Genomic DNA, 17,729 nt, shown 5'->3' with positions numbered 1-17,729 from the left:
GGCGGTTACTGGATCAGGCCGATTTCGCGGTAGTACTTCTCGGCGCCCGGATGAAGCGGGATCGGCAGCGCCTCGATGGCCGTCTCGGGCTTGATGTTCGCCGCGGCGGCGTGGGCCGACTTCAGCCGCTCGATGTTGTCGAACATGAGCTTCGTCATCTGGTAGGCGGTTTCCTCGCTCACGTCCTCATGCGTGACCAGCAGGTTGCCCACGGCCGCTGTCGGCACGTCCTGATCCTGGCCGCTGTAGGTGCCGGCCGGGATGACGGCGGGCACATAGGGCGCACCGATCTTCTCGACCACCTCCGAGGGGATGCCCACGAGGGTGATGTCGTGGGTGGCCGAGAGGTCCTTGATGAAGGCCACGCCCAGCCCCGAGGATTGCAGCGTCGCCTGCAACTGCCGGTTCTTGATCAGTTCGGCGGATTCCGCGTAGGGCAGATATTCGACCTTGCCGAGATCGTCGTAGCTCATCTCGGCCGCGCCGAAGATCGCACGCGCGTTGAGCTCCGTCCCCGACGCCGGAGCGCCGACCGAGAGCGTCTTTCCCTTGAGATCCTCGAGCGTGGCCGCATCCGCCGAGGCGTCGGCCACGATCTGGATGTAGTTCGGATAGATCGCGGCGATGGCGCGCAGGTTGGTCAGCGGGCGCGGGAAGCCGGCTTCCTCGTTGCCCTCCCAGGCCATCGTGACGGAATCGCCCAGCGCGAAGGCCAGCTCGCCCTTGCGCTGCGCGAGCAGGTTGAGGTTCTCGACCGAGGCCTTCGTGGCCTGCACCTGCGTGCGGGAGCCCTCGATGTTCTCGGCATAGATTTCGGACAGACCGACACCGAGCGGGTAATAGACGCCCGAGGTGCCCCCGGTCAGGACGTTGATGAACTCCTGCGCGGCGGCCGCTTGCGGCTGCAGGCTCAGCGCGGCAGCGGCCAGGGCCGCGGACAGGGTTGTGCGGCGGAACATGCGTTCTCCTCCCTTGCATGGTCGTCGCACAGAGAGTGGGCAACCCGCGCACGACAGGCAAATGTGCGTGATACCGGCAGCCGGACGGCACCACTGAGAAAATCATGCCGAACTTTCTGATATTTAGGCGACGCCACGTCGGCCAATGCGCGGGCGCTCTGGCGATCATCCGCCAGATGCCGCTTCGAACCGGGCAATTCTCCGCCCGATCAACCCTCCCGCAGGCCGTAGCGGGCGATCTTCTCGTTCAGCGTCCGCCGGGGGATTCCCAGCCGTTCGGCGGCCAGAGCGGACGAGCCGCCGCAATCCTCCAGCGCCTCGGCGATGAGGCCGGCCTCGATCCGGGCGATGCGGTCGGGCAGCGGCAGGGGCTCGGCCTCGGCCGCCTGCGGGCCCGCGCGCAGGCCCAGCACGGCGCGCTCGGCCGCGGCCTTCAGCTCGCCCACGTTGCCCGGCCAGCGGTGGCCACGCAACGCCCGCAGGTCGGCCTCCCGCAGGGCGGGGACCGGGCGGCCGAAGCGGGTCGCGGCCTCCTCGGCAAAGCGCATGAAGAGGAGCGGGATGTCCTCGGCCCGCTCACGCAGCGGCGGCAGATCCAGCGTCACCGGCGAGAGGCGGTAGTAGAGATCCGCCCGGAAGCGCCCGGCCGCCACCTCGGCCGGCAGGTCCACCCGCGTCGCCGCCATGATGCGCAGATCGACCGGGCGCAGCGCGTTCGAGCCCAGCCGCTCCACCCCCCGTTCCTGCATCGCCCGGAGGAGACGCGACTGGAGCGAGAGCGGCATGGTCTCGATCTCGTTGAAGAAGACCGTCCCGCCGCTCGCATGTTCGAGCTTGCCGATCCGCGCGGCGGCGGTCCCGGCCAGATAGCCGCGCTCGTGGCCGAACAGCTCGGCCTCGAACTGCGCCTCGGGCAGGCCCGCGCATTGGATCGCCACGAAGGGCCGGCGCGCGCGGCGCGAGAAGTCGTGAAAGGCGCGCGCCAGCTCTTCCTTGCCCGATCCGGTCTCGCCGCGGATCAGCAGGTCCACCGCCACGTCCGACAGGTCCTGCACCATCTGGCGCAGCGCCGCGATGGCCGGCGAGGCGCCGATGAGCCGCCCCTCGAGGCGGGCCGAGGCCAGGTCCGACCAGCGAGCCGTTCGCGCCTCGCGCCGCACCCGGCGCAACTCCACCGCCCGGTCGAGAACCTCGACCAGATGCTCGGCACCATAGGGCTTTTCCAGAAAGTCGTGCGCGCCCATCCGCATCGCCTCGACGGCCACCGGCACGTCGCCGTGCCCCGAGAGCAGGATCACCGGCAGGTCGGGATCGGCCACGCGCAGCCGCGCCAGCACCTCCTGCCCGTCGAGGCCGGGCATCCGGAGATCCGTCACCACGCAGTCGCAGCGCGAAGGATCGATCCGGGCCAGCGCCAGCGCCGCGTCGGTGAAGGTCTCGACCTCGAAGCCGGACGCCTCGAGCCAGTCCGCCGCCGCCGCGCAGAGCTGGGGTTCGTCGTCGATGAAGGCGATGGAGCCGCGGGTCATGCGCGTCTGCGTAACGCCTCGCGGCCCGGCTCGTAAAGCGCGAGATCGACCCGCGTCAGCGTTCCGCCAGCCGGCCGCTCGGCAAAGCTCAGGTGCCCCGCCATCTGGTCGAGCATGGTCCGCACGATCGAGAGACCGAGGCCGAGCCCGCTGGTGCGGGTGGTGAAGAAGGGTTCGAGGATCTTCTCGCGCATCGCCTCGGGAATGCCGGGGCCGCGGTCGGCGATCGTCAGGCGCAGGCCCCCGCCCGCGCGCTCGAGCCGCACCTCGACCGGATCGCGCCGCCCGCCCGCCGCCGTCGCCTCGGCCGCGTTCAGGATCAGGTTCGTCGCCACCTGCTCGAGCCGGACGGCATGGCCGCGCACGGGCGGCCACTCCTGCACGGGCGGCAGGTCGAGCGTCACGCCCAGCTCGCGCAGGCGCGGGGCCAGCACCTCGGCCGCCGCGGCCAGCACGCCGCCCATGTCCACCGCCGAGGGAGGCTCGAGCCGCTGGCGCGATCCGAAGCTCTTCAGCGCCTTCACCATCTTCTGCATCCGCACCAGCAGGTCGCGCCCCGACCGCACCGATCGCAGCGCCCGCGCCGCATCCTCGCGGTCCAGATGCAGTTCGGCCGCCGCCAGCGTCGTGTCGAGCGCCGAGAGCGGCTGGCTCACCTCATGCACGATGGTCGAGGACATCCGCCCCAGCACCGCGAGCTTCGCCGCATGGACGAGATGTTCGTGCGTCTCGCGCAGCTCGCGCTCGGCCCGGCGGCGCTCCTCGATCTCGTGGGCCAGCGCCTCGGTCCGCTCGGCCACGGCGCGTTCAAGCAGCGCATGCTGGTTCAGCCGCTCGCGCAGAAGCTGGCGGCGCTCGTGCAGCACGAGAAGGCCCGCCGAGGCGAGAAGCCCCGCCAGCGCCACGATCAGCGCCGAAAGGCGGGCGGTGGCGATGGCGGGCGCAACCGGCAGGCCGACGAGAAGCCGCCAGTCGTCGGGAGCGATCGTCGCATCGGCCATGCGCAGCGCGCCGCCCGCATCCGTGGCCATCGCCGGGCCCAGCGGCGCGGCCTCATCCACCGCAAGCCCGGAGTAGCGCCGCTCGGCGCGCAGCAGATCAAGGCTGTCCGCGTCCAGCGGGGTGAGCGGGCGGTAGAGCCAGCCCTGCGGCCCCGCCAAGAACACCACCCCCAGCGGATCGGCCAGCGCCACCGCCTCGCCCGCCCGCACCCAGGTGGCCTGCAGACCGGCCAGATCCACCTTGGCCACGGCCACGCCCAGCGGCCGCTTGGCCGTTCCGAGGCGCGAGGCCAGGAAGTAACCCGGCTTGCCGGTGGTCACACCCACCGCGTAATAGCGCGCCTCGCCCTCATCCAGCGCGCGGCGGAAATAGGGGCGGAAGCCGTAGTTCTGGCCGAGAAAGCTGCCGGGCTCGTTCCAGTTGCTCGCGGCCACCGTAGTGCCCGAAGGGTTGATGACATAAAGCTCGTCCACCCCGGACAGTTCGCGCACCCGGCGCAGGTAGAGATTGGCCTCATCCGCAGACGCCGTGCCGGCCAGCAGCGCCAGCACCCGCGCGTCCTGCCCCACCACGCCCGGAAGGTAGCGGAACCGCTCGACCTCGGTCACGACCGCATGGCGGGCGACCGTCAGCCGGTCCTGAAGATCGGCATCGAGGGCGGCAAGACCCGCGTAGCGGATCCCCAGAAAGGTTGCGATCGACAGGGCCAGCGTGGCGGCCAGCAGCAGGGCTCCGGCCGCAAGGCTGCCGGGGCTGCGGCGGAAGGGACTGGGCACGGAACGGGGCACGGCGATCCTCCTGTCCGCATCCTGCGGCGGACGGGGCCGGAGGGGCAAGCGGCTTGCGCCCCTCCGGCCCGCGGGTCAGAGCGTGGCGCCGATCTTCCACGGCACGAACTCGTTGTCGCCGTAGCCGAACTCCTCGGACTTCGACCTCTTGCCCGAGGCCGTGTCGAGCAGCAGGTCGTAGATCCGCCGGCCCATCTCCTCGAGGCTCACCCCCTCTTCGACGACCACGCCGCAGTCGATGTCCATGTCCTCGGGCATCCGGCGGGCGAGGTCGCTGTTCGAGGCGAGCTTGATCGAGGGTGCGGGCTTGGCGCCAAAGCAGGAGCCGCGCCCCGTGGTGAAGGCGATGAGGTTCGCCCCCGAGGCCACCTGCCCCGTCGCCGCCACCGGATCGTAGCCGGGGCTGTCCATGTAGACGAGGCCCGGAATGCGGATCGGCTCGGCATAGGCGAAGGCGCCCGCAAGCGGCGAGAGCCCGCCCTTGGCCACCGCGCCGAGGCTCTTCTCGAGGATCGTGGTCAGCCCGCCCCGCTTGTTCCCCGGCGAGGGGTTGTTGTCGAGCGAGGCGCCGTTCCTCGCGGCATAGTCGCGCCACCAGTCGATCATGCCTTCGATCCGGCGGCCCGTTTCGGCGTCGGCGCGCGCGATCAGCAGATGCTCGGCGCCATAGATCTCGGGCGTTTCCGAGAGGATCGAGGTGCCCCCCGCCGCCACCAGCATGTCCGAGGCCACGCCGAGCGCGGGGTTCGCGGTAATGCCCGAGAAGCCGTCCGAGCCGCCGCACTGCATCCCCAGCACCAGCTTCGAGACCGGCTGTTCGCTGCGCCGGTCCTGATCGGCCGCCGCGCAGATCGGCTCGAGCAGTTCCAGCGCGCGGCGCACGGCCGAGGCCGAGCCGCCCACGTCCTGGATGTTGAAGATGCCGATGCGCTCCTCGGTCCAGTCGGTGCGCTTGTAGAGCGTGAGCTGGTTGACCTCGCAGCCCAGCCCCACGATCAGCACGCCGCCGAAGTTCGGATGGTCGCGGTAGCCCTTGAGCACGCGCACGAGTGCGTCGAAGCCCTCGCCCGCGCTGGCCATGCCGCAGCCCTGATCGTGCACAATGGGCGCAAAGCCGTCGATGCCCGGAAAGCGCGGCAGCAGCGTCCGGTTCGCGGCCTCGGCGATGGCGTTGCAGACGGTCGAGGAGCAGTTCACCGAGGCCATGATCCCGATGTAGTTGCGCGTCCCCACCCGCCCGTCGGGGCGCAGGTAGCCCTGGAAGGTCTGCCGCCCGGGCGCGGCATGGAGCCTGCCCTTCGCGTCGGCCCGGTCCGAGTGGCTGTCGGACATGGCGCAGTTGTGGCTGTGGACATGATCGCCCGGTGCGATGTCCGCCGTGGCCACGCCCATCACCTGCCCGTATTTCACCACCGCCGTGCCCGCGGGCATCGCCACCACCGCGAACTTGTGGCCGAGCGGCACATCGGCCCGCAGCGTCACCCCCAGCGCCTCCTCGCCCGAGGGCAGGGCGCGCAGCGCGATACCCACCGTGTCGGCGGGGCTCAGATGCAGGAAGGCGGGGCGGCTTGCGGTCATTCGCGGGCTCTCTTCAGGATGGCGTTCGGGCTGACGGACGGGTACGGGCCCCGCGGCGGGCGCAGGATCAGCGCCGCCGCGGGACGGATCTCAGACGCGGATGATGGCCTTGATCAGGGTGCCCCGGTCCTCGGCCCAGAGGGGCAGGTTGGTGACGGCATCCTCGAAGCCGGTCGCGTGCGTCGCCAGCGCCTCGACCGGCACACGCCCGTCGCGGATGCAGGCGATCACATGCTCGAAATCCTCCTTCAGCGCGTTCCGGCTGGCAAAGAGGGCGGTCTCACGCTTGTGGAACTCGGGATCGGCAAAGCAGAGGTCGCCCTTCACCACCGAGAGCAGCACATAGGATCCGCCATGCGCCACATGGTGCAGGCCCGCGTTCATGGCCCGGATGTTGCCCGTCGCATCGAACACCACATCGTAGGCGGCGGGGTACTCGACCCCGACCAGCTCGAACCGGGCCTCCGGCAGAACCTTCCGCGCCAGCGCCAGCCGCGAGGCCGACGTGTCGCGCAGCGTCACCTCGGCCCCCTCGATCGATGCGAAGAGCGCAGCCCCGATCCCGATCGGCCCCGCCCCCACCACCAGCGCCGACATCCCCGCCCGCACGCCGCCCCGCCGCACCCCATGCGCACCGATGGCCAGGAACTCCACCATGGCGGCCGATTGCTCGGTCAGGCCCTCGGCCGAATAGACGTTGCCCTCGGGCACCACGATTTCCTCGCACATGCCGCCGTCGGTATGAACGCCAAGCACGGCGATGTTCTCGCAGCAGTTGGGCTTGCCGGCCCGGCAGGCCCGGCAGGTGCCACAGGTGAGATAGGGGTTGATCACCACCAGATCGCCCTCGGCGATGCGTCCGTCGGCCGAAGGCTCCATCGCCCGGCCGGACAGTTCGTGGCCCATGATGCGCGGATAGGCCAGGAACGGCTGATGACCGGCATAGATGTGATAGTCGGTGCCGCAGATCCCCACCTGCAGGATGCGCACCCGGACATGACCCGGCTTGGCTTCAGGGCGGGGGCGGTCCTGCTGCTCGAACCGGCCGGGTTCGACGCAGACGAGGGCTTTCATCAGGCTCATGGGTCACTTTCGCATGGAGGGCTGTGTCGGAGCGTCTTGCCCGGCATCGTCGTTTTTTATTTAATAAGAACCGTTCGCGTCAAATCAATTTCTGCGGACAGCCGATGGCAAGGGGAGTTGCATGGCGCGCGACAGGAACCTGTTCAAGATGCTGGTGAATCGGCTGCTCGACCGGCTTGCGGGGTTGCCGCCGGGGGCCGAGCTGGGCTCGGAGGGCGAGCTTGCGACCGAGCTTCAGGCCAGCCGGACGACGATCCGGGCCGTTCTGGCGCATCTGGCCGAGGCGGGCCTCCTGTCGTGGGAGGGGCGGCGCAAGGTGCTGCTCCGCCCGCCCTGCCCCGCCGACCGTTTCGACGAGGGCGAGACGCGCCCGCGGCAGGAACTGGTCGAGGAGCCCTTCCTCACCTGGGTGCTGCAGGGCGACCTGCCGCCCGGAATGCTGCTGCACGAATCCGACCTCGCCCGGCGGTTCGGCGTATCGCTGGCGACGGTGCGCGAGTTCCTGATCCGGTTCGAACCGTTCGGCCTGATCGAAAAGCAGCCGAACCGGCACTGGGTGCTCAAGGGCTTTACCCGGGACTTTGCCGAGGAGATGTTCGCCGTCCGCAAGATGTTCGAGTGCCACGCGCTGTCGGGCCTTCTGGCCGAGGTCGCGCGGGGCGGCATGCTGCGCGCCGAGCTTGAAGCGCTGCGCGCCGAGCACGAGACCATGGCCGCCGGACCCGAGGCGGGGCTGGCGGCCTTTCCCGCGCTGGATGCGCGCTTTCACCGGCTGCTCTGCCGCGCGGCGCGCAACCGCTTCATCCTCGACTTCAGCCGGACGATCTCGATCATCGTCCATTTCCACTACCGCTGGAACAAGCGCGACGAGCTGCGCCGCAACCGCGCCGCGCTGGCCGAGCATCTCGAGATCATGGCCGCCGTGCTGGAGGGCGATGCCGGGGCCGCCCGCGCCGCGCTGGAGGCCCATCTCGCCACCGCCTACCGCACCCTGATGGATTCGGTCACCTGGGCCGAGGCCTGAGATCCCGAGACCGGATGCAAGGTCGCAGGCCGCCGACATTCGTCAGCGTTCCGCAACCTTCCGCCCGCCGCTATGATCCCGCGCGGGGCTGGCAGCGCGAGGGCAAGGAATGGCACAGCATCACGGGCATCTGGGGGCGGTCTATGGCGCGGCCGGACCGCAGGAGGTGGCGGCGCTCTATGACCGCTGGGCCGAGACCTACGAGAGCGAGATGGCCCGTGCGGGCTACCGCCATCCGGCCGTGGGCGTGGCGCTTCTGGCCCGTCACCTGCCGCGGGGTGCGCGGCCCGTGCTCGACGCCGGCGCGGGAACCGGCCTCCTGGGGGAATGGCTGGGGATCGTGGGCTATCCCGAGGTGGAGGCGCTCGACATCTCGGCCGGGATGCTCGAGGTGGCCCGCTCCAAGGGGATCTACTCACGCTTCCACAACCTGCCGCTCGGGGCGGCGCTGCCGTTCCGGGACGGCAGCTTTGCGGGGATCATCTCGACCGGGGTCTTTACCACCGGCCATGTCGGCGCCGAGGCGCTGCCCGAGCTTCTGCGGATCTGCCGCTCCGGCGGGGTGATCGTGCTGACCGTGAAGGAATCGCTCTGGCAGGGCGGCTTTGCCGTCAGCCTCGAGGCGGCGGTGGCCTCCGGCCGCGTCAGCCTTGCCGAAATGACCGATTCCTACGTCTCGATGCCCGGCGAGCCCGGAACCACGCCAAGCCGGGCCGTGGCCCTGCGCGTCACCCCCTGACCGGACGTTGCCTGCGCCTACGTGGTCGCGACCGGGGGCGCGGATGTGCGTGCGCCGAGCGCGATCGTGGCCCCGGCCAGCGCGATCAGCGCCATGCCCACCACGGCCATCGGCGAGAGCATCTCGGACCAGAGCAGCCAGCCCCAGAAGGCGGAGGCGGGCAGGATGATGTATTCGAACACCGACACCCGGCTGGCCGTCGCCACCTGATAGGCCCGGATCATCATGCCGACGGCAAAGAGCGAGCCCGCCGCCTGGACGAAGGTCCAGAACCAGAAGCCCTGCGACGGCAGGACGAGCCCGCGCATCACGAAGCCATCCGCCCCTTCCGGCACGGCCAGCGGAAAGAGGCCGAGCAGGATCAGCCCCAGCGCACCCATCCCGCCCAGCGCCGCGAAGAAGCCGGCCAGCAGCGTGCCCGCGCTCTCCTGCGCGCACCAGGCGCGGGTGGCGATGTTGCCCATGCCGTAGAGCAGGCCCGCCGCAACCGGCAGCGCCGCCGCCAGGCTCGCCCCCGCCATCGCCTCGGGCCCCAGCACGAGCAGCACGCCAGCGAAACCCACCAGCACCGCCAGCACCCGCAGCGGCCCGATCCGCTCGCCATACACGAAGCGCGAAATGACGAGCACGAAGATCGGCGCTGTGAAAAGCCCGGCGGCCACCTGTGCCACGGGCAGAAAGGCCAGCGCGCCGAAGTAGATCAGCATCGCCGCGCCGTGGATCGACGAGCGGGCCGTCACCGCCCGCCAGTTCACCGGCCGCAGGCGCAGCCGCAGGACCCGCGCCGCCACCGCCAGGATCGTCAGCGCCAGGGCCGAGCGCGTCAGATGGAACTGCCACAGCCCCGCCTCGGCGGCGATGACACGCACATAATTGTCCGTGAATCCGATCACCACGGCATAGAGCGCGATGAAGCCGGCGGCAGCCAGCGTCCGGTCCTGGGAAATCATCGGCTCTCCTCCTCGTTCGGCCCTTCCCTAAATGCCGATCCCGCGCCATTCTGCGCGCCGGAAAACGACATATCCGGCACAACGAGGGGAGGCGTTGCAATGGGTTGGCTTGCCGACGAGCGCGGACTGGAAAAATGCGCGGCGAACCATGCGCCGCTCACGCCGCTGTCGCACCTCAGGCGCGCCGCTGACGTGCATGCCGAGCGCACCGCGCTGGTGCACGGCTCGATCCGCCTCACCTACGGCGAGTATCACGCCCGCGTCAGCCGCCTCGCCTCGGCCCTCGCGGGCATGGGCATCCAGCCGGGCGATGTGGTGGCGACGATCCTTCCCAACATCGCGGCCCATGCCGAGGCGCATTTCGGCGTGCCCGCCTGCGGCGCGATCCTGAACGCGATCAACACCCGCCTCGACCTCGATACGGTCAGCTACATCCTCGAGCATGGCGGCGCCAAGCTCGTCCTGTGCGACACGGCCTTCCTCAAGCTTGCCTCCGAGGCCGCAGCAAGGCTCGGGGCCAGGGCGCCCGTCATCGTCGAGGTCTGCGACCGCGAGTCCGGCTTCACGCCCAGCGGCGACTTTCTGGAATATGAAGAGCTGATGGCCCGCGGCAATCCCTGGGCCGCGTGGGTGATGCCCGAGGACGAATGGGAGAGCCTAGCCCTCAACTATACATCGGGCACGACGGGGCGGCCCAAGGGCGTGGTCTATCACCACCGCGGCGCCTATCTCGCGACCTGCGGCAATGCGATCGCCTGGCGGATGCAGCTTTTCCCGGTCTATCTGACCATCGTGCCGCTCTTTCATTGCAACGGCTGGTGCCACACCTGGATGGTGCCCATGCTGGGCGGCACGGTCGTCTGCTGCCGCGACATCACCGCGAAGGCGATCTATGCGGCCATCGCCGACGAGCGCGTGACCCATTTCGGGGGCGCGCCGATCGTGCTGAACACACTGATCAACGCGGCCCCCGAGGATCGGCGCCACTTCGATCATGTGGTCGAGGTTTTCACCGCCGGTGCACCTCCGCCGGCGGCCACGCTGGCCGCGATCGAGCCGCTGGGCTTCAACGTGACCCAGGTCTATGGCCTGACCGAAGTCTATGGACCCGCGACGGAGTGCATCTGGAAGCCCGAATGGGAGGGAACAACGGGCGACGAGCGCGCCGCGCTGAAGGCGCGGACGGGCGTGGCCATGGCGACGCTGGAAGGGGCCGAAGTGCACGACACCCACGGCCAGCCGATCCCGCGCGACACCGTGCATCTGGGCGAGATCGCGATGCGCGGCAACATGGTGATGAAGGGCTATTACAGGAACCCCGAAGCGACGGCCGAAGCCTTCCGGGACGGCTGGTTCCGCTCGGGTGACATCGCCTTCCAGCACGAGGACGGCTACATCAAGATCACCGACCGCGCCAAGGACATCATCATCTCGGGCGGCGAGAACGTGAGTTCCGTCGAGGTCGAGGGGGTGATCGCCCATCACCCGGCCGTCAGCCTCTGCGCCGTGGTGGCCAAGCCCGACGAGCGGTGGGGCGAGGTGCCCTGCGCCTTCGTCGAGCTGAAGCGCGGCCGCGAGGCCACCGAGGACGAGATCATCGCCTTCGCGCGCGAACGCCTCGCCGGTTTCAAGACCCCCAAGCAGGTGATCTTCTGCGAGCTGCCCAAGACCTCGACCGGCAAGATCCAGAAGTTCGAGCTGCGTGCGGTTGCCAAGCTGGCCGTGGAGACGGAAGAGGCCCGTTGATTGTGGGTGGCGGTGATTGTGGCTGCCGGTGAGGCAGGCTATCGTCGCGCGGCAGGAACTCAGGGCCGGGGCCGACCGCGCGCATGACGGCGCTGAAGAAATACCAGAAACTCGAATGCACGGGCCTCTGGCGCAGCGCGCCGGGCGAGCAACGGCGCGAGGTGGTCGTCAACTTCGGCGAGGCGTCGCTGATCATGTCCGATCCGCGGACCGAGCAGGCGCTGTCGCACTGGTCGCTGCCCGCGGTCGAGCGGTTGAACCCCGGCGAGCGGCCCGCCCTCTACGCGCCGGGCGCCGATTCCGACGAGACGCTCGAGATCGAGGACGGCGACATGATCGCGGCCCTCGACACCGTGCACGAGGCGCTGGTCTCGACGCGGCCGCATCCGGGGCGGCTGCGCACCACGATCCTCGCCGGCGCAAGCGCCCTCATCCTGACCTTGGGCATCTTCTGGCTGCCGGGCGCGCTGGTGGATCATACGGTGGCCGTCGTGCCGCCGGCCACGCGGGCCGAAATCGGCCGCCTTGTGCTGGCCGACATGATCCGCCTGACCGGCAAGCCCTGCGCCGAGCCGCTGGGCCGGCGGGCGGCGGACCGGCTGGCGCGGCGGCTCTTCGGCGAAGAGCGGATGCGGATCCTCGTGGTGCGCGACGGGGTGCGGACGCCGGTCTATCTGCCGAACCGTCAGATCCTTTTTGGCCGCACGATGGTCGAGACGGCGGAAGAGCCCGAGGTTCTGGCCGGTCACGCCCTCGCGCTGCAACTGCACGCGCGCCAGCAGGATCCGCTGATCCCCGTGCTCGAACATGCGGGTCTCACCGCCACCTTCCGCCTGCTGACGACGGGCACCCTGCCCTCGGATGCCGTTCAGGGGTATTCGGCGGAACTCCTGCAACGGGCGGCCGCGCCGCTCTCCGAACAGACCCTGATCGCGCGGTTCGAGGAGACGGCGGTGGCCGCGACGCCCTACGCCTTCGAGCTTGATCCGACAGGCGAGTCCGTGCTGGACCTCATCGAGGCGGACGACCTCCGAAGGGACTCTGTCCGGCCCGTGCTGACCGACGAGGACTGGGTCAGCCTGCAGGGGATCTGCGCGGACTGACCCACGCGGTCATTCGCGAAGCGCGAATTGCAAAGGCGGTGCCGGCAGGAAAAGACGCGCCCCACCGCACAAGCGAGGGGCGCGAGGTTTATGGCTGCCCGGGTTTCCGATTGCCCTGTATCTAGCGGATGAACGCGTCGTGAAATCCGGCCCGGCGCAGATCGCGCAACGCGCCGCGGGTCGCGGTGCGGTCCTCGAACGGCCCGGCGAGGATGATCTCGAGGGCGCCGCCTTCGGCCACCGCGACCGGCAGGCCCAGAGCGGTGAGGCGTTGCCGGGTGCCGATGGCGTTGCCCCGCCGGGCGTAGGCGCCCACCTGCACATAATGCCCGGCCGCCTGACTGGCCTGTCGGACGTCAGGGGCGCGCGAGAGCAGCGCCATCTCGGGCGCCGGCAGTCGGGGGACGCGCGCGCCCTGCAATCCTCCGCCGGGGCGCGTGCACAGAAGCGTCGAGCCTCCGTCCGAGGTTGCGAAGCGGCGCGGGCGCGGCGCCGAGGCCGGACAGGACACACCCGTCGGCAGGTCGGCGGCGGCCCGGATCTCGCCCGGGCCGAGCGTCAGCCGCCGCAGGGCCAGCGCCTCGGTGGCATCGGCAGGCTGGATGGTCACGGGCTGCGGCTTGTGCCTGCGCACGGCCGTGCGGCGCGGAGCGGGGTCGGCCACGGCAGCCGCGACCGTCGCCCGCGCGGCATCGGCCGCAGCCTGCGTCGCGGAACCGGCCGTTGGCGCCCCATCCGCAGGACTGTCACCCTGCGGCGCCGCCGCTTCGCCCTCCGGCGGCAGGGGCAGAGCCTCGGCAACGGCAGGTCCGGGGTCGGTCACGGCGAGCGAGGGGGGATAGCCACACAGCGGCTTGCGGTCCGGCGTCACGCGCGGAACCCATGTCACCGCCCCGCCGAGGCCCGCGCGCAGGAAGACGCAGCCCTGGCTGTCCACATATTGCGGCGCACGGAAGCTGTCCGGCGGCAGCTCGGCCGGAGCACCCTGCGCAAGGGCCAGACCCGTCCCTGTAGCCAGAGCACAGACCGCGGCGGAGACAGCCTTGGACAGCATGGAAACTCCCATCGAACCTCGGGCGATCTTGCCTCGGGCCGGGCCTTCTGTAAAGGCGCTTTACCTTATTTGGTGCCGAACATCCGGTCTCCCGCATCCCCTAGACCGGGGACAATATATCCATGGTCGTTGAGCTTTTCGTCCACAGCTGCTGTCACGATCGGCACGTCGGGATGGGCCTCCTTCATGCGCTCGATGCCCTCGGGCGCGGCCAGCAGGCAGAGGAAGCGGATGTTCTTCGCGCCCTTTTCCTTCAGCAGGTCGATGGCCGCGACCGAGGAGTTGCCGGTGGCCAGCATCGGATCGACGGCGATCACCAGACGATCCTCGAGCGCCTCGGGGACCTTGGCGTAATATTGCACGGGCTTCAGCGTCTCGGGGTCGCGGTAGAGGCCGATGAAGCCCACCCGCGCCGCCGGAACCAGTTCGAGGATGCCATCCAGAAGCCCGTTGCCCGCCCGCAGGATCGAGATCAGCGCCAGCTTCTTGCCGTCGAGGATCGGCGCCTCCATCTCGCAGAGCGGCGTCTGGATCGTGGTCGTGGTCATGTCCAGCTCGCGCGTTACCTCGTAGGCCAGAAGCAGGCTGATCTCGCGCAGAAGGCGCCGGAACCCGGCCGTCGAGGTCTCCTTGTTGCGCATGATCGTCAGCTTGTGCTGCACGAGCGGGTGGGTGACGACGGTCAGATGGTCAAGCATGGTCGGGCTCCAGTAGCTTGGCGATGCGGGCGCGGGTATCGGGGTCGCAGAAGGCCGCGTCAAGGGCCGTGCGCGCGAGGGTGCGGAACACGCCCTCGTCCCAGTCGAAGGCTTCGGCCAGCCGGTCGTATTCGCGCGTCATCGTGGTGTGGAAGAAGGGCGGATCGTCGGTCGAGACGGTGACCTTGACGCCGCGGTGGAAGAGTTCGCCGATCGGATGCTTGCGCCAGCCGGGATAGAGGCCGAGCGCGATGTTCGAGCCGGGGCAGCATTCAAGGACGATGCCCTTTTCGGCCAGCTCGTCCACCAGCGCCAGATCCTCGATCGCGCGCACCCCGTGGCCGATCCGCTCGACGCGCAGGTCGCCGAGTGCGGCGCGGATGCTGTCGGGTCCGTCCCATTCGCCGGCATGGCAGGTCAGCCGCAGCCCGGCCTCGCGCGCCATGTCGAAGGACCAGGCGAAATCCTTGGGCCGGCCCGTCTTCTCGTCTCCGGCCAGGCCGAAGCCCACGACGAAGCGCCCCGCGGTCTCGGCGGCGCAGAGCGCGCTCTCCTTCGCCTTGTCGGGGCCGAAATGGCGGATCGGCGTGACGATGGCGCGCAGGGTGACGCCCATCGTCCGCTCCGCCTCGGCGGCGGCCTCCTCGATGGCGTGGAGATATTCGCGCCACGCCCCCAGATCGCGGCCGCCGCAGAAATCGGGCGAGAGGAAGGTTTCGGAATAGACCACGCCGGAGGCCGCGCTTTCCTCCAGCACGGCAAGCGTCAGGCGGCGGTAGTCGTCGGGGCTGGTGAGGACGGAGGTCGCCGCTTCATAGACCTTCAGGAAATGCCAGAAATCGGTGTAGGCGTAGCTGCCGTCGGGCGCGAAGATGCCCGAGATGTCGATGTTCTTCTCGCGCGCAAGGCCCCGGATGAACGCGGGTGGCGCGGCCCCTTCGAGGTGGAGGTGAAGCTCGATCTTCGGCAGGCTCACGGCAGCGCCCTCCCCGGTCCCGGATTGGGCAGGCCCAGATGGGCCGCCACCGTGGCCGCCACATCCGCGTAGGCGCAAAGGCCGAGTGGCCCCGCGCCCGTGCCCGCGATCAGCACCGGCACCCGCTCGCGCGTGTGTTCGGTGCCGCGAAAGGTGGGGTCGTTGCCGTGATCGGCGGTGAAGATGGCCATGTCGCCGGGACGCAGCCGGGCGAGGAAGCCCCCTGCCCGCCCGTCGAACCATTCGAGCGCCCGTGCGTAGCCCGCCACGTCGCGCCGGTGGCCATAGAGCGTGTCGAACTCCACGAAGTTGGCGAAGATGAGCGCGCCTTCCTCGGCCGTCTCGGCCAGAGCGTCCAGCCGGTCGAAGAGGGCGGCATCGTCGCGCCCCTTGTGGAGCCGTCCGATCCCGCGGTGCGAGAAGATGTCGCCGATCTTGCCGACCGCATGGGTCGCCCGCCCAGCCGCCGCCGCCACATCGAGAATCGTCGGCGCCGGAGGCGCGATGGCATAATCCCGCCGGTCCGGCGTGCGGGTGAAGGCCCCCGGCTGCCCGACGAAGGGGCGCGCGATCACCCGGCCCACGCGCATCCCATGGACAGTGGGCGCCAGCCCCTCGCACAGCGCCAGCAGCCGGTCGAGGCCGAATCTCTCTTCGTGCGCCGCGATCTGGAGCACGCTGTCGGCCGAGGTGTAGCAGATCGGCCAGCCGGTGCGCAGGTGCTCCTCTCCCAGCGCGTCGATGATGGCCGTGCCCGAGGCGTGCCGGTTGCCGAGAATGCCGTCGGCGCCCGCGCGCCGGCAGATCTCGGCGGTGAGGTCTTCGGGAAAGGAGGGGCAGGAGTCGGGGAAATAGTGCCAGTCCCAGGGCACCGGCACGCCGGCCAGCTCCCAATGCCCCGAGGGCGTGTCCTTGCCTTTCGAGACCTCGGTCGCGGCGCCCCAGCGGCCTGCGGGCTCGGCTCCGAGACCGGGCGGCAGGAGCCCCGACGCCAGCTCCACCGCCCGGCCGAGGCCCAGCGCGTCGAGCACGGGCAGCCGCAGCGGGCCGCTGCGTCCGGTATCGGCACGGCCCGCGGCGCAGGCCTCGGCAATGTGGCCGAGCGTGTTGGCGCCCTCATCGCCAAAGGCCGCAGCGTCGGGTGCGCCGCCGCATCCCACCGAATCCATCACGATGAGAAAGGCGCGCGGCATCAGGCGATCCTCGCATGAATGAGCGGCGGTTCGGCCGGCTCCTGATCCGAGATCACATAGGCCGCCTGAATCGCCGAGATCGCCGCCTCGGCATCCGCTTCGGTGGCGGCATGGACCATCGCGAGCGGCAGGTCCTCGGACACTTCCTCGCCGATCCCCGCAATGTCGGCGAGACCCACCGAGGGATTCACCCGATCGGTTTCTCGCAGCCTGCCCCCGCCGAGCCGCACGACCGCCTGGCCCAGCGCCGCCGTGTCGATCCGCAGCACGAAACCCGTGCGCAGGCTGGGCACCTCGCGCATTACCGGGGCCGAGGGCAGCCGGTCGGGCCATCGCTCGACGAAATCGACGGGCCCGCCCTGCGCCGCCACCATGCGGGCGAAATATTCGGCGGCGTGGCCGCTTTCCAGCGCCTGCTCGATCCGGTGCGCGCCATCCTCGGCGTCGGCCGCCAGCCCGCCCAGCGCCAGCGCCTCGCCGCCCAGCGCCACCGTCACATCCCAGAGGGCCGCGTTGATCGAGGTTCCGGTCAGGGTCTCCATCACCTCGATCACTTCGAGCGCGTTGCCCGCCGCGGTGGCGAGCGGCTGGCTCATGTCGGTGATGAGCGCCGAGGTCATGCAGCCCGCCCCCTGCGCCGTGCCCACCAGGGCACGCGCCAGCGCCTCCGCCTCGTCCATCGACTTCATGAAGGCACCCGACCCCACCTTCACATCGAGCACCAGCCCCTCGAGCCCGGCCGCGAGCTTCTTGGACAGGATGGACGCCGTGATGAGGTCGATCGACTCGACCGTGCCGGTCACGTCGCGGATCAGGTAGAGCCGCCGGTCCGCCGGGGCCATGCTCTCGTCGGCGGCGACGATGGCGCAGCGCACATCCTCGATCTGCCCGCGCAGGCGGTCCTCCCCAAGAGCGACCCGAAAGCCCGGGATCGACTCGAGCTTGTCCAGCGTGCCGCCGGTGTGGCCGAGCCCGCGGCCCGAGATCATCGGCACATAGGCCCCGCAGGCGGCGAGCGCGGGCGCCAGCAGCAGAGAGGTGCAGTCGCCGATCCCGCCCGTCGAGTGCTTGTCGAGCACCGGCCCCGGCAGGTCCCATTCGAGCACCCGGCCCGAGTCGCGCATGGCGCGGGTGAGCGCCACGCGCCCCTCCTCGCCCAGGCCCTGCAGGCAGACCGCCATGGCGAAGGCGCCGGCCTGCGCGTCGGTGACATGGCCCGAGGCAAGCCCCTGCGCGAACCAGCCGAGTTCGGCCGCCGAGGGCACCTCGCCGCGGCGCAGCCTGGCGTTGATCGAACGCGCGTCCAC

At 70.2% G+C, this 17,729-nt stretch carries 15 protein-coding genes; 4 read left to right on the top strand and 11 right to left on the bottom strand.

Annotated features, from left to right (window positions below; genetic code table 11):
- Positions 1-5: 5 nt before the first annotated feature.
- The 5 genes from LV780_RS01260 to LV780_RS01240 form a co-directional block, all read right to left on the bottom strand.
- Positions 6-959, bottom strand: a complete 954-nt coding sequence (locus LV780_RS01260) for a TAXI family TRAP transporter solute-binding subunit (RefSeq protein ID WP_108220052.1) — start codon at positions 957-959, stop codon at positions 6-8.
- A 209-nt stretch (positions 960-1,168) separates the two neighbouring features.
- On the bottom strand, positions 1,169-2,488 hold the full coding sequence (locus LV780_RS01255; RefSeq protein ID WP_108220051.1) for a sigma-54-dependent transcriptional regulator: 1,320 nt from the start codon (positions 2,486-2,488) through the stop codon (positions 1,169-1,171).
- On the bottom strand, positions 2,485-4,278 hold the full coding sequence (locus tag LV780_RS01250) for an ATP-binding protein (RefSeq protein ID WP_108220050.1): 1,794 nt from the start codon (positions 4,276-4,278) through the stop codon (positions 2,485-2,487). The genes LV780_RS01255 and LV780_RS01250 overlap by 4 nt, the downstream gene beginning before the upstream one ends.
- A gap of 75 nt (positions 4,279-4,353) precedes the next feature.
- Positions 4,354-5,856, bottom strand: coding sequence for a UxaA family hydrolase (locus LV780_RS01245; RefSeq protein ID WP_108220049.1), 1,503 nt, complete (start codon positions 5,854-5,856; stop codon positions 4,354-4,356).
- 90 nt (positions 5,857-5,946) lie between these two features.
- Positions 5,947-6,939, bottom strand: a complete 993-nt coding sequence (locus LV780_RS01240) for a zinc-binding alcohol dehydrogenase family protein (protein ID WP_101340071.1) — start codon at positions 6,937-6,939, stop codon at positions 5,947-5,949.
- A 121-nt stretch (positions 6,940-7,060) separates the two neighbouring features.
- Between LV780_RS01240 and LV780_RS01235 the strand changes: the two genes are divergently transcribed.
- A complete protein-coding gene (locus LV780_RS01235; protein WP_011907350.1) occupies positions 7,061-7,963 on the top strand; it encodes a GntR family transcriptional regulator in 903 nt (300 codons plus the stop codon).
- A 109-nt stretch (positions 7,964-8,072) separates the two neighbouring features.
- On the top strand, positions 8,073-8,702 hold the full coding sequence (locus LV780_RS01230; RefSeq protein WP_011907349.1) for a class I SAM-dependent DNA methyltransferase: 630 nt from the start codon (positions 8,073-8,075) through the stop codon (positions 8,700-8,702).
- A gap of 17 nt (positions 8,703-8,719) precedes the next feature.
- On the opposite strand, the gene LV780_RS01225 is transcribed toward LV780_RS01230, so the two are convergent.
- Positions 8,720-9,652 carry a DMT family transporter gene (locus LV780_RS01225; protein ID WP_108220048.1) on the bottom strand — a complete coding sequence of 311 codons (933 nt, stop codon included), beginning with the start codon at positions 9,650-9,652 and terminating at the stop codon, positions 8,720-8,722.
- A gap of 99 nt (positions 9,653-9,751) precedes the next feature.
- Between LV780_RS01225 and LV780_RS01220 the strand changes: the two genes are divergently transcribed.
- Together LV780_RS01220 and LV780_RS01215 are read left to right on the top strand one after the other, a co-directional pair.
- Complete coding sequence (locus LV780_RS01220; RefSeq protein ID WP_101340074.1) at positions 9,752-11,398, top strand: acyl--CoA ligase family protein; 1,647 nt, start codon at positions 9,752-9,754, stop codon at positions 11,396-11,398.
- A gap of 83 nt (positions 11,399-11,481) precedes the next feature.
- Entirely contained in the window at positions 11,482-12,501 is a 1,020-nt protein-coding gene (locus LV780_RS01215; RefSeq protein WP_011907346.1) for a hypothetical protein, read from the top strand.
- 121 nt (positions 12,502-12,622) lie between these two features.
- Here the strand turns inward: LV780_RS01215 and LV780_RS01210 are convergent, their stop codons facing one another.
- From LV780_RS01210 to LV780_RS01190, 5 genes are all read right to left on the bottom strand, one after another.
- On the bottom strand, positions 12,623-13,555 hold the full coding sequence (locus tag LV780_RS01210) for an SPOR domain-containing protein (RefSeq protein WP_108220047.1): 933 nt from the start codon (positions 13,553-13,555) through the stop codon (positions 12,623-12,625).
- Positions 13,556-13,620: 65 nt separating this feature from the next.
- Positions 13,621-14,253, bottom strand: coding sequence for a uracil phosphoribosyltransferase (gene upp / locus LV780_RS01205; RefSeq protein WP_011907344.1), 633 nt, complete (start codon positions 14,251-14,253; stop codon positions 13,621-13,623).
- Positions 14,246-15,229, bottom strand: a complete 984-nt coding sequence (locus tag LV780_RS01200) for an adenosine deaminase (RefSeq protein ID WP_108220046.1) — start codon at positions 15,227-15,229, stop codon at positions 14,246-14,248. Before LV780_RS01200 ends, upp begins: the two co-directional genes overlap by 8 nt.
- Positions 15,226-16,422, bottom strand: a complete 1,197-nt coding sequence (locus LV780_RS01195) for a phosphopentomutase (protein WP_108220045.1) — start codon at positions 16,420-16,422, stop codon at positions 15,226-15,228. The genes LV780_RS01200 and LV780_RS01195 overlap by 4 nt, the downstream gene beginning before the upstream one ends.
- Positions 16,422-17,729, bottom strand: a complete 1,308-nt coding sequence (locus LV780_RS01190) for a thymidine phosphorylase (protein WP_011907341.1) — start codon at positions 17,727-17,729, stop codon at positions 16,422-16,424. Before LV780_RS01190 ends, LV780_RS01195 begins: the two co-directional genes overlap by 1 nt.

Source organism: Cereibacter azotoformans, from assembly GCF_021391315.1.
GTDB classification, from domain to species: domain Bacteria; phylum Pseudomonadota; class Alphaproteobacteria; order Rhodobacterales; family Rhodobacteraceae; genus Cereibacter_A; species Cereibacter_A azotoformans.
The sequence above is the reverse complement of the archived record's forward strand: the minus strand, read 5'-3'. Positions and strand labels throughout refer to the sequence as shown.

What these genes read in the sequence shown, in the direction of transcription:
- LV780_RS01260 (WP_108220052.1), bottom strand. Translation starts at nt 959, where the DNA reads ATGTTCCGCCGCACAACCCTGTCCGCGGCCCTGGCCGCTGCCGCGCTG.
- LV780_RS01255 (WP_108220051.1), bottom strand. Translation starts at nt 2,488, where the DNA reads ATGACCCGCGGCTCCATCGCCTTCATCGACGACGAACCCCAGCTCTGC.
- LV780_RS01245 (WP_108220049.1), bottom strand. Translation starts at nt 5,856, where the DNA reads ATGACCGCAAGCCGCCCCGCCTTCCTGCATCTGAGCCCCGCCGACACG.
- LV780_RS01240 (WP_101340071.1), bottom strand. Translation starts at nt 6,939, where the DNA reads ATGAGCCTGATGAAAGCCCTCGTCTGCGTCGAACCCGGCCGGTTCGAG.
- LV780_RS01235 (WP_011907350.1), top strand. Translation starts at nt 7,061, where the DNA reads ATGGCGCGCGACAGGAACCTGTTCAAGATGCTGGTGAATCGGCTGCTC.
- LV780_RS01230 (WP_011907349.1), top strand. Translation starts at nt 8,073, where the DNA reads ATGGCACAGCATCACGGGCATCTGGGGGCGGTCTATGGCGCGGCCGGA.
- LV780_RS01225 (WP_108220048.1), bottom strand. Translation starts at nt 9,652, where the DNA reads ATGATTTCCCAGGACCGGACGCTGGCTGCCGCCGGCTTCATCGCGCTC.
- LV780_RS01220 (WP_101340074.1), top strand. Translation starts at nt 9,752, where the DNA reads ATGGGTTGGCTTGCCGACGAGCGCGGACTGGAAAAATGCGCGGCGAAC.
- LV780_RS01215 (WP_011907346.1), top strand. Translation starts at nt 11,482, where the DNA reads ATGACGGCGCTGAAGAAATACCAGAAACTCGAATGCACGGGCCTCTGG.
- LV780_RS01210 (WP_108220047.1), bottom strand. Translation starts at nt 13,555, where the DNA reads ATGCTGTCCAAGGCTGTCTCCGCCGCGGTCTGTGCTCTGGCTACAGGG.
- upp (WP_011907344.1), bottom strand. Translation starts at nt 14,253, where the DNA reads ATGCTTGACCATCTGACCGTCGTCACCCACCCGCTCGTGCAGCACAAG.
- LV780_RS01195 (WP_108220045.1), bottom strand. Translation starts at nt 16,422, where the DNA reads ATGCCGCGCGCCTTTCTCATCGTGATGGATTCGGTGGGATGCGGCGGC.